Source organism: Cedecea selenatireducens, assembly GCF_042138895.1.
GTDB classification, from domain to species: domain Bacteria; phylum Pseudomonadota; class Gammaproteobacteria; order Enterobacterales; family Enterobacteriaceae; genus Cedecea; species Cedecea selenatireducens.
The window spans coordinates 60,517-74,745 of sequence record NZ_JBHIKW010000004.1; the positions used below are offsets into that span (position 1 = coordinate 60,517).

Here is a 14,229-nt window from a genome sequence, read left to right on the forward strand (position 1 = left end):
CCTGCCTAATAACGGCCCGCAGCTAGAGGTCGATGATCACTGCAAGAGATAAATCGAAGATAGAGCCTCGTGTTCTGTTTGTTATTAAGTAAATTTCACTTAAGTCCACTTTTTGTTGTGCCTATAGCGATTGGCTGTAAAATGACCGCCGGGAAAATACACACAATGAATAGAGGGATTTATGGCAACAGGTTATTACCTCCGGGTTGGGGATCGCACCACCTGCGGTGGAAAAATACTCACTGGAGACCCCACAGTTACATGGTACGACGCTAATGCTGCTCGTGAAGGTGATTTAGTCTCCTGCGGAAAAAATCCAGGTGTCACCTATAAGATTTTAGGTGGCACGGATAGTTTTATGGATGAAACGCAGCGATTAGCGGGAACACTTGACAGTATCAGTTCATGTCCCTGTAAAGCCAGGTTCACGCCATCTATACCTGACTGCTATGTAAAAGAAACCGTTTCTTCGACAAAGTACTCAAAGGCAGTAGCAAGCTCCGCTTCAGCTAAACAAACGCCTAATGATAACTCAGGTGCGGAGCCTGAACAGCGTGCGCAGGCCGCGAAGAAGAAGCGTGAAATCACGCTGACCATCGGCGTGTTTTTTGATGGTACAGGCAATAACGCGAACAACAGCGGCGCCCGGCAGGCCGCCTGTACCGGTGAACATTTTGGGATGACGGATGCGGAGTCTACATCTGCGTTAGAACAGTGTATCCGGCTCAAGCGTGGAGTCAGTGGCACCGCAGCCGGAAGCTATATCGGCTACTACAGTAACGTACACTGGTTACGTACGCTTTACTCTACTGATTTCCCTTCTAATGCTGAAGAAGGGCAACATGCTATTTATATTGAGGGTATTGGTACAGAAGACGGAGTCGGTGACAGTACTTACGGGATGGGGACTGGTCGCGGAGATACTGGCGTGATCGGTAAAACCGATAAAGCTGTCGTGGCACTGGCTACGGCTATCAAAGATTATTTAGCCAAGCCATCTGAAACTGATGTAGGGCTCATCAGAGCATTACGTTTTGATATTTTTGGCTTCAGCCGAGGCGCGGCGGCAGCGCGCCACTTTGCCAACCGGGTCTTCAGTCAGGAACGTGCGGTCATCGCGGCGCTTAAGTTGGGGCTGGATGGCGTGGAATTTTCCGGGACGCCGGGAGGCAAAACGCGCTTTCTGGGAATATTTGATACCGTCGCAGCCATCGGGACGCCGGTTAACGGCCTCAACCCTCACAGCGCCGATACCGGAGATGTGAATCTGCTGCTAAGGCCGGGCGTGGCAGAGAAGGTGTTCCATATTACCGCACAGCACGAATGCCGGTTTAACTTCGCGCTGAACAGCGTGAAACCGGCGTGGCCGGAGCTGGCGCTGCCTGGGGCACACTCCGACATTGGCGGTGGCTACAATCCTGTTGAGCATGAAGTTTACTTCCTGACCCGGCCGGAATTTGAAACCGTTCCCCTTTCTACACCAGATACTGAAACACAAATTTATCAGCAGACCTGCGAACAGCTCAAAGCGATGGACGGCTATCCGGCGATAGCGCCACTGCTGAACGCCGTGGAGGTCAGCATAGATATCTGGCATGACAACAAAATGCCAGCAGACCGCTACGGCACGTTGCAAAAGCGTAGCGGGGCTGCGCTGGTCATTGACCGCCCGACGAATAACGACTGGTCGAAGGTAGTGCTGAGGGTAATGTTCGATGCGGCGCAGGATGCAGGGGTGGTGTTTGATCCTATTGATGAAACTGTGCCAGATTTTGCGTTAACTGCAGATCTAAATGCTTTATGTGAAAAAGCGATGGTAATGGGCCGTGCCGTCCGGAAAGGGCAACTTGCCCCCGGCTTTACCACGCCGGAAATCCTGACGTTGGCCGAAAAATATATCCACTGTTCGGCCAACTGGAACAGCCTGGTGCGAGACGACCAGGGGATGATCCGTGGCGCAGTTAAACCGGCGAAGCTGGTGACATTCACCAACCGGCCGGACGAGCGCTGGCAGAGAACAATTTACGATATGGACGGGAATAAAATATGGAAATAACTCGCACAGCCTGGTTGTTACCGCTGCTTCTGCTGACGGCCTGCCAGGGAAAACCTTTATCCGACGCGGCCACGCAAAAAGGTGTGCCGACCAAGTGGACCTTTGACTTTTTCACGCCCAAAGCGTTGCCCGCCCTTGTGACATACGCCGTTGTTCAGGATGCCAATGGCAAAGTTTATGAATTTAATACCCTGAACAGTACACCCGACCTGCCTAAAGTGATCGGTGAGTGGAATGATAAGGATCGTGCACCCGGAGGTTACTGGAATCACGTTGAGCGCCCACCCCGGCATATTATTTTTTGCTGGGACTCGATTATCGATAAGAAGGTGTATGAAACTGCACTGACTATTCCTAAACCTGTCCTGGAAAAAATGCTCAGGCCAAGCGAGTTCCCCGGTTACCGGGGAAGAACGGTGTATTACGACCGAGTGCAAATTGGCCTGGCTCCAGAGGGGAAAGTGGCCGTCTGGTTACAGGGAAGTGGTTCTGAGCCTAATTACCGCGTGACGCCGTCCGTCCTGAAAACCGTATCAGGGGATAAGTTAGATATTTGCCGAGGGATAACGAAACATCCCAACGGGTATAAATATTATGGAGACACGCCTGAGTTTATTAAAGGCAAAGTATATCCATATGGTGACTGGTGATATTCACCAATTAGTTACGGGCAATTTACGATATAGGCGGGAATAAGATATGGAAATAACTCGCGCAGCCTGGTTTTTACCGCTGCTTCTGCTGACAGCCTGCCAGGGAAAACCTTTATCCGACGCGGCCACACAAAACGGTGTACCGACCAAATGGTGGTTTAATTTTTTTACACCCAAGGCTCTACCGGCAGTGGTGACATACGTTGTAGTTCAGGATGCGGAGGGGAAGGTCTATGAGTTTAATACCCTCGATAGCACAAAAGCCCTGCATGGTGTTGTTGCTGAATGGAACGAGAACGCCAGAACGCTTAATGGCCACTGGAATCACGTTGAGCGTCCGCCCCGGCATATTATTTTCTGCTGGGACTCGGTAATCGATAAAAAAGTGTACGAGACTTCGTTAACCATTCCGAAACCGATTTTGGACAAAATGCTCATCCCGCGCATAAACCAGGCCCCTCAGGGGGCTAATGAATATTATAACGCTGTGCAGGTTGGACTGGCTCCGGAAGGGAAAGTGTCCATCTGGTTAAGCGGTGTTGCCCGGGGAGAACCTAATTATCGCGTGACGCCATCGATCCTGAAAACTGTATCCGGGGATAAGTTAGATATTTGCCGAGGGATAACGAAACATCCCAACGGGTATAAATATTATGGAGATACACCTGAGTTTATCAAAGATAAAAAATATCCCTATGGCCGCTGGTAGCCTGAATCACTGACACTACAAATTGACCTTAATAGCCGCTGCTAAGCAACGGTAGTTCCGGGTGGCTCGCCCATTCGTGCCAGGAGCCGACGTAAACGGCCACATCCTGGTAGCCCGCAAGCTTAAGCGCGACAAGCACCGTGGCGGCGCGAGCACCACGGTGGCACCAGATGATAACCCTTTTTGACGGCGTAAATCCGGCCTCGGCGGCAAGATGGGCCAGGGCTTCGGTGGATTTAAACCGGCCATGCTCGACCACGTCTTCCCAGAACAAGAGTTTTGAACCGGGAATACGTCCGGCCCGGGCGCAGCATTCGTGCACGAAACTGCCGTCATATTCCGTTGGCCTGCGGGCATCAAGCAGCTGCGTTGAGGCCTGATCGGCATCGATCGTTTCGCAGCGGGTAGCGGCCAGCTGCTGCATGGCTGGCTGGCAGATGGGCGCTCCAGCGGCAGAGACAACCGCCTGTGCGCCGTGGCCCGGCGTTAGTTTCCCGCCTGCAGCGGCCCAGGCATCCACGCCGCCGTCTAAAATCAGCCCGTCAGCACCGAGGGCAAACCACAAGAACCATAGCCCACGCGGAGAACGCATCCCCACGCTTTGCTCGAAGAACACCGGCGTGGCTCCGCTCGTCACGCTGAGCTGCTGCCAGGCATGAACAAAGGCCCCGGCCATTGCGGCGTAGCCTTCCGGCGTGGAGTCGGGAACAAAATAGTCGTAGACGTTCAGGCTGAGCGCGCCCGGTAACGAAGCGGTTTGCCACTGTTCCAGTTCACGCACGTCGAGTAACGCAAATTGCTCCCCGCCAGCCATGCGCTTTTGCAATTCACTGGCGCTAATCAGCATCGGCAGCTTCCCAGCCAAAAGGTAGATTGCTGCCCTGGCCCTGGTCTACGGCAGCCTGCAGCACACGAGCGGCAAGGGCGATATCAAACACGTTAAGGCCGAAAGAGGAAAAATAAACTCTGTCGGTTGCCGAAGGACGCCAGCCATCGACCAGCAAATTGGTTAAATCTGCCGCCACGTTTTGCTCGTCAAAAAGCCCGGCACGGTACATCTGGAACAGGCTTTTGGCGCTGGTTAGCTTGAAGTCGCCCCAAAGATCTACCACCACTTTGTCGGCGGCGGCGATCGTTTCAAAAGCCACTTCGTGGTAGCCAATTTGCAGCACCAGCGTCCCCGCACGCCAGATGCCAGGGCGTAAAAACGGCTCGCTGGCGCTGGTGCAGGTTATCAGTACGTCCCAGTGCTGACGCAACGCATCGCTCAGTGTTTCAAACTGCGTAACGGGCCAGGGCAGGTCGCCAGAATGGCTGAGCATGTCGGCGAGCGGCTCCGGCGTTTTATTCCAGCAGTAGACCATTTCCAGATCGGGAAAATGTGCGGCCAACATATCGAGATGGGCGCGGGCCTGAACGCCTGCGCCAAGCAATAAGACGCGTGAAGGTCGCAGAGGTGCCGCCAGCTTGAGGGCGAGGGCAGACACCGCAGCCGTGCGGGTTGCTGTCAGGCTGCCACTTTCCACCAGGCCAACCGGTAAGCCGTTATCCGCCCGGTTGAGCAACGTCGTTGCCATAGCCTGCGGATAGCCGTCAGCGGCGCGAGGGCGATGGGCCGTCCATTTCACGCCTGTGGCGTTGAACCGTCCGCCAACCCTTGCCGGGAGGGCGTAAACTTTGCCCAGCGGCGTGTCCAGATCGACATGGGTTTCCGCCGGCATCACCGCCTCGCCGTTTCTTAGCAGCCGCACGGTGTCCTCAACGTCCTGCAACGCCTTGATCGGGTCGTTGCCGCCGAGTTCAGCGACCTGCTGACGGTTCACTATCTGCATACTCAGTGCTCCAGGAGTTTTTGAGCGAACGGGTAGAGCGCCGGAGAGCCCCCGCAGTGCATGAAAATAACAGAGCTGCCGGCAGGAATACGGCCTTCTTCCGCCAACTCAATTAAACCGTGCATCGCTTTACCAGTGTAAACCGGATCCAGCAGGACGCCTTCCTGTTGAGCAACCTGATAAATGGCCTCAATGCCGCCTTCAGAAGGTACGCCGTAGGCGCTGCCGACGAAGCCATCTTCAATCCAGATATCCTGCGGCTGCCAGCTTTGATCCCAGTCCAGCAGGCTGGCGCAGTCACCGGCCATCGCCGAGATACGGGCCTGGAACCAGTCGGCTTTGGCGCTCACGCTGACGCCGATAATTTTGGTTTTGGGCCAGTAGCGACGGGCGCCGACGTACAGCCCGGCGAGTGTTCCTCCGGAGCCTGTTGGGGCCACGATAATGTCAGGGGCGGATTCGCCAGCGGCGCGAAGCTGGGCGTCCATTTCCTCAACTGCACGAACGTAGCCCAGCGCGCCCAGCGCCGTTGCGCCGCCAAGAGGAATGATCATCGGCTTTTCACCGCGCGCCGCTGCCGCGTCTGCATGCGCCTGCATCGCGGCTTCAATCTGCGTGAAGTAACCTTCCGGGTCGAGGAATTGCAGTTCGGCACCAAACAGCTTATCCAGCAGGAGATTGCCCTGGTAAGTTTGCGGCTCGTCACCACGAAGCACCAGCACCGGCTTCATGCCAAATTTACGCGCGGCGGCGGCGACCATTCGCGCATGGTTAGACTGGTGCCCGCCGGTGGTGATCACCACTTTGACGCCTTCGCGGCAGGCTTCGGCCATCAGGTACTCCAGCTTGCGGACTTTGTTGCCGCCGCCGCCAAAGCCGCTGTAGTCGTCGCGCTTAATCTTTACGTTCAGGCCCAGCGTTTCGCTAAGGCGAGGTAAAGATTCCAGCGGCGTGGGGAAGAATCCTAGCGTAACACGTTCAAAATCATTCACATTTTTCATGCATTATCCTGTCTGGTTCCCGAGTGCTGGCCGTGGTTTAAAAGGCGAGTAGCCAGTCATTGAGCGACTGTTGGTAGCGTTGTAGGCCTCTGAGCGTGACGAATTCATTCACGCCGTGGGCGTTGCCGCCGTAGCCCAGGCCGCCTATCAAAAAGGCAGGGGCAACGGCGGCGAAAGCGTAAGCTGGCGCGCAGCCGGGGGCCCAGGGCCAGATTTGCGGTTTTGCCTGCTGCTGGTGATAGCTGGTCATTAGTTCAAGCACGCCCGCGTCATCAATGCTGAAACGGTAGCCCGGATAGCTGTCGCCCGGTTCGAGCACGGCACCGGCCAGCGCCGGGCTGGCAAGCTGCTCCTTCATGCGCTGCATCAGGCGTTCGCCATCGACGATGGGCGGTGTTCTTAGTACCAAATCGGCGAAGGCTTCGGGAGGAATGACGCCCTGAGCCCCGTGCGGCAGGCTGGCTATTTCTGAAATATTCAGCACCGCGCTGCCCAGCAGATAAGCCAGATGGCTGAAGCTGTCGCCGCTGATGGAGAACTTCTCGCTGCGACGGAAAGTCAGTTCGTCCGCCAGGTTAAAATCGAGCGCAAGGTCGTCGAGAATCGAACTGGCTTCTTCATCCAGCTCGCCCGTTTCGAGTACGCCATTAGCGTGAGGGGGCGCAAGGGTGCTTAACGCCTGCACAAGCCGCCAGACGGGGTTATCGATCCACGCCGCGTTGCTGGCGTGAATAGCCGCTTTAGGGCCGCCCCAGCTGCCGCCTTTTACCACCAGACGGCCACCGCTGCGGCCGGTGAAGCCAAGGTAAATTCGCGGGGCACCGCCGCCGTATTCGCACAGAGAAGGGAAAAGCACCGCTTCGGCGGGAGCTACCGGACAAGGCTGGCGGGCGAGGTAGCGCCGCAGGTTGCCGCTGCCAATCTCCTCTTCGCCTTCCAGCAGAATTTCAATGTTGGTGTGCAGGCGGCCGGAGTGATAGAGGTCGCGCACCACCATCAGCATGCCTGCCAGCGGGCCTTTGTTGTTCTCTGCGCCGCGGGAAATAAAAACGTCGCCTTTGTCCGACCAGTGTTTAATGCCGCCGACAAACGGATCGACCTCCCAACCTTCTTCGTCAGCGGGCATCACGTCGTACATGTTGTACAGCACGAGGGTACGCGGCGAACCGATGTCAATGCGCACGTGAACCAGCGGCGGCGCACCATCCTGAAGCTGTTGGCTCACCGGATACAGCACTTCGGCGTCGGTTTCTTCAATCAGCCACCGCTCAAGCCATAGCGCGAGGTTACGCTGCTGGTCGATATAGCCCGCCACGCTGCGGAAGGGTGTGAGCTGGTGCAGGAGGTCCAGCGTTGCATCGAGAGGCTTCATAGCCGGATCCTCGGGTTGAGTACCACGTACAGCAAATCAATGATCAGGTTCACCACCACGAACACCAGCGCGGCCAGCAGGACAATCGCCTGCACCAGCGGGAAGTCGCGGTTCTGAATCGCCTGCACCGCAAGGCGGCCGATGCCGGGCCAGGCGAAGATAATCTCGGTGACCAGCGCGCCGCCGAGCAGAGAAGCAAAATACATTCCCTGGACGGTGACCACCGGGATCAGCGCATTGCGCAGGCCGTGGCGAATCAGGATCCGCCACGAACTTAGTCCCTTGGCCTGCGCAGTGCGGATGTAATCCTGGGCCAGGACATCAATCAGGCTGGCGCGCACCAGACGGGCGATGGCGCTCATGTAATAGGCCCCAAGGCTGATGGCGGGCATGATCAGATGGCTGAAAGTGCCGTAGCCGCTGGAGGGTAGCCAGCGCAGATGCAGGCTGAACCAGATAATCATCAGCAGACCTAGCCAGAATACCGGCACGGCCTGGCCGCTAAAGGCGAACAGGCGAGCGAGTAAATCCCAGAAGCTGTTACGCCAGACGGCGCTGACAAGGCCGAGCAGCAGGCCGATCGCGGTACTCCACGCCAGAGCAGAAACCGCCAGTAGCAGCGTGGCGGGCACGCGCTGGGCGATAAGCTCTGTCACCGGCTGCTCATAGCGCAGCGACAGGCCAAGATCGCCATGCAGCAGGCCGGTAAGGTAATGGCCGTATTGCCAGAGCAGCGGGCGGTCAAAGCCCATCGCATGGCGGAAGTTATCAATTTCCTGCTGGGAAGAACCGGGCGGCATCATCACCGCAGCCGGGTCGCCGGTCAGGTGCAGGCTGTAAAAGATAAGCAGCGAGACGCCAAACATCACCAGCACGGCCTGAGCAAAGCGAGAGAGAATGTAGCGCAGCATCAGTCAAGCCTCGTGTGGGTTTTACGCAGCAGGCTATCGCCGAGCAGGTTACAGCCGACCACCAGGGCCGCAATAATCAACCCCGGCCACAGGACAAGCCATTCCGCCAGCAGCATGTAGGAGCGCCCTTCGCCAATCAGGTTGCCGAGGGTGGGCGTAGGCGGCTGGATCCCCATACCAAGGAAGCCGATAGAGGCTTCGAGCACGATAAGTCTTGGGATATCCAGCGTCAGCAGCACAACCAGCGGCGTGGCGAGGTTAGGGAGAATGTGGCGCAGCAGAATGCGCGGCGTGGAAAAGCCCATCGCGCGCACCGCTTCGATGTATTCCAGCTCGCGCAGTTCGAGCGTTTTGGCGCGCGCCACGCGGGCGTAAATCGCCCAGCTGGTCACGCCCATGATCAGAATAATGTTTTCCAGCGAGGTGCCAAACAGCGCCATCACCAGCAAAATCAACAAAATAAACGGCACCGCCAGCTGGATATCCATCAGGCGCATGATGACCGCATCCAGCCAGCCGCCAATGTAGCCTGCCAGCATCCCCAGCAGCGTGCCGATAACGGCGGCAATTGCCGCCGCCAGTAACACCACCGTCAGGGAAAGGCGGGTACCCGCCAGGATCCTTGCCAGCAAATCGCGCCCGAGCTGATCGGTGCCAAGCCAGTGCATGCCGCTCGCCGTCTCGCTGCCCGGCGGCAGGAACGTATCCGCCAGGTTATTGATTAACGGATCAGGCAATGGCAGCCATGGGGCTACCAGCGCCAGCAGGATCACCGTGCCTAGCAATAAGCCCCCCAGCACGCCGTCGCCTGAAATCAGGCGACGAGGGCGACGGGTCAGGGCGCGTCCGGGGAAAATCATTTCAGCCTCAGGTCATACAGCGGGATACGCGCGTCTGCGCGGCCGGTAAAGGTCAGGTTATCGCTATTGGCATACAAAGAATCCTCGCGGTACAGCGGGATAAGCGGCTGTTCTTTGGCGACAACTTTCTGAATGTCCTGCAGGATAACTTCACGCTTTTTCGCATCCACCGTGGAGCGGCTGGCGTTCAGCAGCTTATCCAGCTCAGGATTGCTGACCGTGGAGTACGGCTCGCCGGAGTGCAGGATAGGGTACAGCGCGGCATCGGCATCCAGCGTTTGGGTTGAACCCCACGCCAGCATGTACATCTCAGCCTGTTTGCCGGAGGCCACCTGCTGGGTGTAAACCGACCATTCAGGGACTTCAAGCTGCGCCTTCACCCCGATAGCGGCTAAATCCTGAACGATGGCCTGGGCGACTTCAGCGCTGGCAATATAGCGACGCGGTGCCTGGAATTTCAGCGTAAAGCCGTCCGGGTAACCCGCTTCCTTAAGCAAAGCTTTAGCTTTGGCGACATCCTGCTCAGGTGCCGGAACATTGAGGTAGCCAAAGTCCTTCGCACCAGCCATGGTGCCGGTTGGCGTACCAAAACCATGCAGCAGCTGGCTGGTGTAGGCTTGACGATTCAGCGCCAGCGACAGTGCCTGGCGAACGCGGGCATCACTTAACGGTTTCTCACCATTCTTCAGGCCGAGGTAAATCGTCAGACCGCCGCCTTTCACCTGCTCAAGGTGAATGCCGGGCTTGTTTTTGAGCGCTGAAACCAGGTCGGCCGGAACGCTGTCAACCAGCTGCACTTCCCCTGTTAACAGGGCGGTAATGCGAGCGGTCGCTTCTGGAATTGGGCGCCAGGTGACCTGGTCAATTGTCGGTTTTCCACGCCAATAATGTGGATTAGCCTGCATAACCACACGTTCATCTGGTATAAATTCTTTTAATGTATATGCTCCACTACCAATAGGTTTTCGTGCAAATTCCGCAGCACCGACTTTACTTACATAAGCAGGCGGTACGATATAGGTCGGATAGCGGCTCATGCGCGTAGGCAGAAGCGGGTCAGGGCCGTCGGTGTGAATGCGAACCTGGTAGTCCCCGGTGACCTCTACGGACTTGATCGTGCGGATGTAGGAAATGGTTGGCGCGTGGTTCGCCGGGTCAAGGATGCGGTCGATGGAGAATTTCACCGCCGCAGCGTTAACCGGTTCACCGTTGGTGAAGGTGACGCCAGGGCGCAGGTCGAACTGCCATGTCGTGTCATCCAGCGCTTTCCAGGCTGTGGCAAGGCCAGGCTGAAGCTGCATGTTTTTATCACGCAGGACCAGAGTATCGAAAATATTGTCCACCAGGGTGGCGGCTTCTTTAAGAAAACCCGGATCCATCGCGGTGGCGGAAGCAGGTTGGGCTATAACTAATTCACTTGCGTAGCTAAAGGGGGTTACCAGGCTAATTAATACAGCCAGAGTTGCGAGTTTACGGCCGGATGCTTTCATTTGTAGTCAATCCCTATACGTTACCGTCTAAATTATTGACGGATATCGAATGTTTCGTCAGGTTAATTCGCATGGTGGTATAAATTTGTGGTAAGAGTACATGATATATCCTATATACTCCATTGATGACAAGCCAGTTATTAAACTGCAAATACAAAGTAGTTATTTTGCTATAGGAAATAAACATGCTTGACTTAGAAAAAGCGCAAAGAATGAGTTTAACCATGCAAGTTGAGGCAAGGTTAAAGGGTGCGTTGATTGTGGGAACCTTAAAACCCGGCGCAAGATTAGTAACCAAAGAGATTGCCGAACAGCTTGGCACCAGCATTACGCCGGTGCGTGAGGCGCTTTTGCGTCTGGTCTCTTCCGGAGCGCTGGATGCCACGCCGGCGCAGGCATTTTTGGTGCCTGAAATTTCTCTGGGACGTTACCATGAAATCACCACCATCCGTAAAAATCTCGAAGGGATGGCGGTAGAGCAGGCTGCGCGCTACATGGACAAAACCAGGCTGGCCCGCCTGAAGCAACTTTGTGATGCGTTTCTTGAAGCGAAGCACGTCAGCGTTGAGGCCGCGCTGCAGGCTAATCGGGAGTTTCGTTTCCAGCTGTTTGAGTACGCAGAGATGCCAACGCTCACCGTGTTAATTGAGCAGCTTTGGGTGCGCATCGGGCCGTGCTTTAATTATCTGTACCCGCAGTCGGAAGAAATGAGTCAGGGGCATCATAATTACGACGATTTGCTGGAAGCTTTAGCGGAAAAGGACGAGAAGCGCAGCGTGAAAGCAATTCATAAGGCGATTGACGACGGGGCCGATATTTTACGTCGTCAGTACTTTGGCTAAATAATAAACAGACTTAATTTATTAACGCACAGCAAATAAATGGCCTTTTGTCTTGCTCTGGATGTACTCCAGGTTTGCAAACAAAAGGCCATTATTTATATTTATGACAGTATTTCTTCCTGCGCTTTAGCGAATTAATCGCTAACCCAGCGCCTGCGCGAGATCGGCCTGCAAATCTCCGGCATCTTCAATCCCGACCGACAAACGAATCAGCTGCGGCACGATGCCGTTACTCAACCGCTGTTCGAGCGGAATAGAAGCGTGAGTCATGCTATAAGGCTGGCTGACCAGGCTCTCTACGCCGCCGAGGCTTTCCGCCAGGGTAAACAGCTTCAGCTTACGGATCACCTCTTCTGCACGTTTTTCATCGCCACGAACCACAATCGAAATCATGCCGCCGGGCTGCGACATCTGCTGGCGGGCAAGATGATATTGCGGGTGAGTCTCCAGCCACGGGAAATACACTTTCTCCACTGCTGGATGTGTCTCTAACCACCGAGCGAGCTGGAGCGCGTTGCTGCTGTGCCTTTCCATGCGCAGGGCCAGAGTGCGGATGCCACGCAGCGTCAGGAAGCTGCTGAACGGGTCAAGCACGCCGCCGACCGCGTTTTGTAAATAGCCCAGCTGCTGCGCCAGTTCGTCATTAGCGCCTACAACCGCCAGCCCGGCCACCACATCAGAATGGCCGTTCAGGTATTTGGTTGCCGAATGCACCACGATGTCAAAGCCGGATTCCAGCGGACGCTGGAGCGCGGGAGAGGCGAAAGTGTTATCGGCCACGCTAATCAGGCGATGGCGCTGAGCGATGTCGGCAATGGCGGCAAGATCTGCCAGCTTAAGCAGCGGATTTGTCGGCGTTTCTACCCAAATCATCCGCGTTTCAGGGCGAATCGCGGCCTGCAGGCCGTCGAGATCGTCAGGCTTCACCCAGCTAACCTGCAGGGCGGCGCTGCGTTTGCGCACGTTCTCAATCAGCCGCCAGGTGCCGCCATACACGTCGTCAACGGCGATAATATGGCTGCCGCTGTCTAACAGTTCGAGCACGGTTGAGATAGCCGCCAGGCCGGAGGCAAACGCATATCCGCGCTGGCCGCCTTCGAGTTCGGCAATCGCCGTTTCCAGCGCCTGCCGGGTTGGGTTCCCGCTGCGCGAGTATTCGAAGCCGGTATGCTGGCCCGGTGCCGGCTGGGCAAAAGTGGAAGTGGCGTAGATGGGCGGCATTACCGCGCCGTGTGCATCATCAAAAGTGCCGCTGTGCACGCTCTGGGTAGCAAATTTATTCATGAATTATCCTTAATAGTTACGCCAGGTTTTGCTGGCTGAGCCATTGATCGTTAAACATTTTCGATAAATATTTATTGCCGCTGTCGCAGGCAAAAGTGACCACGCGTTTGGGCGTGTTTTGTGCCTGGCTGTAGCGCAGGGCGGCGGCAAGCAGGGTGCCCGTTGAGGAGCCCGCGAGAATGCCTTCGTGGGTTAGTAGCGCCCGGGCGGTAGCAAAAGCTTCCCGGTCGCTGATGCGATAGGCGTGCTGCACGCGTTCAAAATCAGCAAGCGGTGGCACAAAGTCTTCGCCGATGCCTTCCACCAGCCAGCTGCCGACTTCACCGTATCTGCCGTGCTCAACCACGTCGGCAAGAATGGATCCGCAGGGATCGGCCAGCACAAATTCGGTTTGCGGCGAGTGTTGGTGGAAGAATTGCTGCAGGCCGCCCAGCGTGCCGCCAGAGCCCACGCCGACAACGATGGCGTCGATGTGCCCCCCGGTTTGCTCCCAAAGCTCAACGGCGGTTCCCGTGGCGTGCGCCAGCGGGTTGGCCGGGTTTGAAAACTGATCGATATAGAAACTGCCCGGAATGTCCGCCGCCAGCCGCAGGGCATAATCCTGGTAATAATCAGGATGGCCTTTGGTGACATCGGAGCGGGTGAGGCGCACGTCAACGCCCAGCGCCCGCAGGTGGAAAATTTTCTCCTGGCTCATTTTGTCCGGCACCACCAGAATCAGCGGGTAGCCTTTTTGCGTGGCAATCAGCGCCAGCCCCAGCCCGGTATTGCCCGCCGTCGCTTCGATAATCGTGCCGCCGGGCCGCAGCCTGCCGCTACGTTCGGCCTGCTCAATCATTGACAGGGCAACGCGATCTTTAATCGAACCGCCGGGATTTTGGTTTTCCAGCTTAAGCAAAAGCTCACAGCAGCCGGTATCAAGGTGGTTGAGCCGCAGCAGCGGGGTGTGACCTATCAGGTCCAGGACGGAATCGGCAATCATCGTTCTCTCACAACATGAAAAGTGTTCATGTATGGGATGATAGGGCGGCAAATTGCCGCATCTAAAGAACATAAACCCGTCGTTTAGATCTGAAAGTAATATAATGTGCTATTTTGGCGGTAGGGAAGGAAAGCCGTTCGGATGTCTGGAGTGGGGGATGGCTAAATAACGTCATTGCTGGCTATTTCTGACGCTTTTTTAAACAAAAAAGCCAGCGACTTATACGCTGGCTGGGTT

Annotated in this window: 12 protein-coding genes and 1 pseudogene; 4 read left to right on the forward strand and 9 right to left on the reverse strand. The window is 56.2% G+C overall.

Translation table 11 applies throughout. From position 1 onward, the window contains the following. The first annotated feature begins 181 nt into the window (after positions 1–181). From ACE38U_RS08155 to ACE38U_RS08165, 3 genes are read left to right on the forward strand one after another with little or no spacing between them, the layout of a single operon-like run. Positions 182–2,056, forward strand: coding sequence for a type VI secretion system family protein (locus tag ACE38U_RS08155; RefSeq protein ID WP_375529472.1), 1,875 nt, complete (start codon positions 182–184; stop codon positions 2,054–2,056). Next, the gene (locus ACE38U_RS08160; RefSeq protein WP_375529473.1) at positions 2,047–2,706 is read left to right on the forward strand and encodes a DUF2931 family protein; all 660 of its coding nucleotides are present in this window, start codon (positions 2,047–2,049) and stop codon (positions 2,704–2,706) included. The genes ACE38U_RS08155 and ACE38U_RS08160 overlap by 10 nt, the downstream gene beginning before the upstream one ends. A gap of 49 nt (positions 2,707–2,755) precedes the next feature. Further along, entirely contained in the window at positions 2,756–3,418 is a 663-nt protein-coding gene (locus tag ACE38U_RS08165) for a DUF2931 family protein (RefSeq protein WP_375529474.1), read from the forward strand. 28 nt (positions 3,419–3,446) lie between these two features. Here the strand turns inward: ACE38U_RS08165 and ACE38U_RS08170 are convergent, their stop codons facing one another. Genes ACE38U_RS08170 through ACE38U_RS08200 form a run of 7 tightly spaced genes read right to left on the reverse strand, consistent with a single transcriptional unit; the run spans position 3,447 to position 10,884 of the window. Beyond that, positions 3,447–4,265, reverse strand: coding sequence for a sulfurtransferase (locus tag ACE38U_RS08170; protein WP_375529643.1), 819 nt, complete (start codon positions 4,263–4,265; stop codon positions 3,447–3,449). Further along, positions 4,255–5,250, reverse strand: coding sequence for an ornithine cyclodeaminase family protein (locus ACE38U_RS08175; protein ID WP_038472192.1), 996 nt, complete (start codon positions 5,248–5,250; stop codon positions 4,255–4,257). The genes ACE38U_RS08170 and ACE38U_RS08175 overlap by 11 nt, the downstream gene beginning before the upstream one ends. A 2-nt stretch (positions 5,251–5,252) precedes the next feature. After that, a complete protein-coding gene (locus tag ACE38U_RS08180) occupies positions 5,253–6,251 on the reverse strand; it encodes a 1-aminocyclopropane-1-carboxylate deaminase/D-cysteine desulfhydrase (RefSeq protein WP_375529475.1) in 999 nt (332 codons plus the stop codon). A 37-nt stretch (positions 6,252–6,288) separates the two neighbouring features. Further along, positions 6,289–7,623: a M20 family metallopeptidase gene (locus ACE38U_RS08185; protein ID WP_375529476.1), complete on the reverse strand. Its 1,335-nt coding sequence runs from the start codon at positions 7,621–7,623 to the stop codon at positions 6,289–6,291. Further along, positions 7,620–8,534 carry an ABC transporter permease gene (locus ACE38U_RS08190; protein ID WP_038472197.1) on the reverse strand — a complete coding sequence of 305 codons (915 nt, stop codon included), beginning with the start codon at positions 8,532–8,534 and terminating at the stop codon, positions 7,620–7,622. The genes ACE38U_RS08185 and ACE38U_RS08190 overlap by 4 nt, the downstream gene beginning before the upstream one ends. Next, complete coding sequence (locus tag ACE38U_RS08195; RefSeq protein WP_176983310.1) at positions 8,534–9,394, reverse strand: ABC transporter permease; 861 nt, start codon at positions 9,392–9,394, stop codon at positions 8,534–8,536. Before ACE38U_RS08195 ends, ACE38U_RS08190 begins: the two co-directional genes overlap by 1 nt. Further along, positions 9,391–10,884 carry an ABC transporter substrate-binding protein gene (locus tag ACE38U_RS08200; protein WP_375529477.1) on the reverse strand — a complete coding sequence of 498 codons (1,494 nt, stop codon included), beginning with the start codon at positions 10,882–10,884 and terminating at the stop codon, positions 9,391–9,393. The genes ACE38U_RS08195 and ACE38U_RS08200 overlap by 4 nt, the downstream gene beginning before the upstream one ends. Before the next feature lie 185 nt (positions 10,885–11,069). On the opposite strand from ACE38U_RS08200, the gene ACE38U_RS08205 reads away from it, so the two are divergent. Continuing rightward, a complete protein-coding gene (locus ACE38U_RS08205; RefSeq protein ID WP_038472203.1) occupies positions 11,070–11,726 on the forward strand; it encodes a GntR family transcriptional regulator in 657 nt (218 codons plus the stop codon). Between the two features lie 141 nt (positions 11,727–11,867). Here the strand turns inward: ACE38U_RS08205 and ACE38U_RS08210 are convergent, their stop codons facing one another. Both ACE38U_RS08210 and ACE38U_RS08215 read right to left on the reverse strand, forming a co-directional pair. Further along, complete coding sequence (locus tag ACE38U_RS08210) at positions 11,868–13,010, reverse strand: trans-sulfuration enzyme family protein (RefSeq protein WP_375529478.1); 1,143 nt, start codon at positions 13,008–13,010, stop codon at positions 11,868–11,870. Between the two features lie 22 nt (positions 13,011–13,032). Beyond that, positions 13,033–13,992 (reverse strand): annotated as a pseudogene (locus ACE38U_RS08215) (PLP-dependent cysteine synthase family protein); the annotation flags it as partial. Positions 13,993–14,229: the final 237 nt, after the last annotated feature.

Bases quoted from the DNA above. Each gene is read 5' to 3' on its own strand.
- ACE38U_RS08190 (WP_038472197.1), bottom strand. From the start codon at position 8,534: ATGCTGCGCTACATTCTCTCTCGCTTTGCTCAGGCCGTGCTGGTGATG.
- ACE38U_RS08170 (WP_375529643.1), bottom strand. From the start codon at position 4,265: ATGCTGATTAGCGCCAGTGAATTGCAAAAGCGCATGGCTGGCGGGGAG.
- ACE38U_RS08160 (WP_375529473.1), top strand. From the start codon at position 2,047: ATGGAAATAACTCGCACAGCCTGGTTGTTACCGCTGCTTCTGCTGACG.
- ACE38U_RS08155 (WP_375529472.1), top strand. From the start codon at position 182: ATGGCAACAGGTTATTACCTCCGGGTTGGGGATCGCACCACCTGCGGT.
- ACE38U_RS08195 (WP_176983310.1), bottom strand. From the start codon at position 9,394: ATGATTTTCCCCGGACGCGCCCTGACCCGTCGCCCTCGTCGCCTGATT.
- ACE38U_RS08200 (WP_375529477.1), bottom strand. From the start codon at position 10,884: ATGAAAGCATCCGGCCGTAAACTCGCAACTCTGGCTGTATTAATTAGC.
- ACE38U_RS08210 (WP_375529478.1), bottom strand. From the start codon at position 13,010: ATGAATAAATTTGCTACCCAGAGCGTGCACAGCGGCACTTTTGATGAT.
- ACE38U_RS08185 (WP_375529476.1), bottom strand. From the start codon at position 7,623: ATGAAGCCTCTCGATGCAACGCTGGACCTCCTGCACCAGCTCACACCC.
- ACE38U_RS08180 (WP_375529475.1), bottom strand. From the start codon at position 6,251: ATGAAAAATGTGAATGATTTTGAACGTGTTACGCTAGGATTCTTCCCC.
- ACE38U_RS08165 (WP_375529474.1), top strand. From the start codon at position 2,756: ATGGAAATAACTCGCGCAGCCTGGTTTTTACCGCTGCTTCTGCTGACA.
- ACE38U_RS08175 (WP_038472192.1), bottom strand. From the start codon at position 5,250: ATGCAGATAGTGAACCGTCAGCAGGTCGCTGAACTCGGCGGCAACGAC.
- ACE38U_RS08205 (WP_038472203.1), top strand. From the start codon at position 11,070: ATGCTTGACTTAGAAAAAGCGCAAAGAATGAGTTTAACCATGCAAGTT.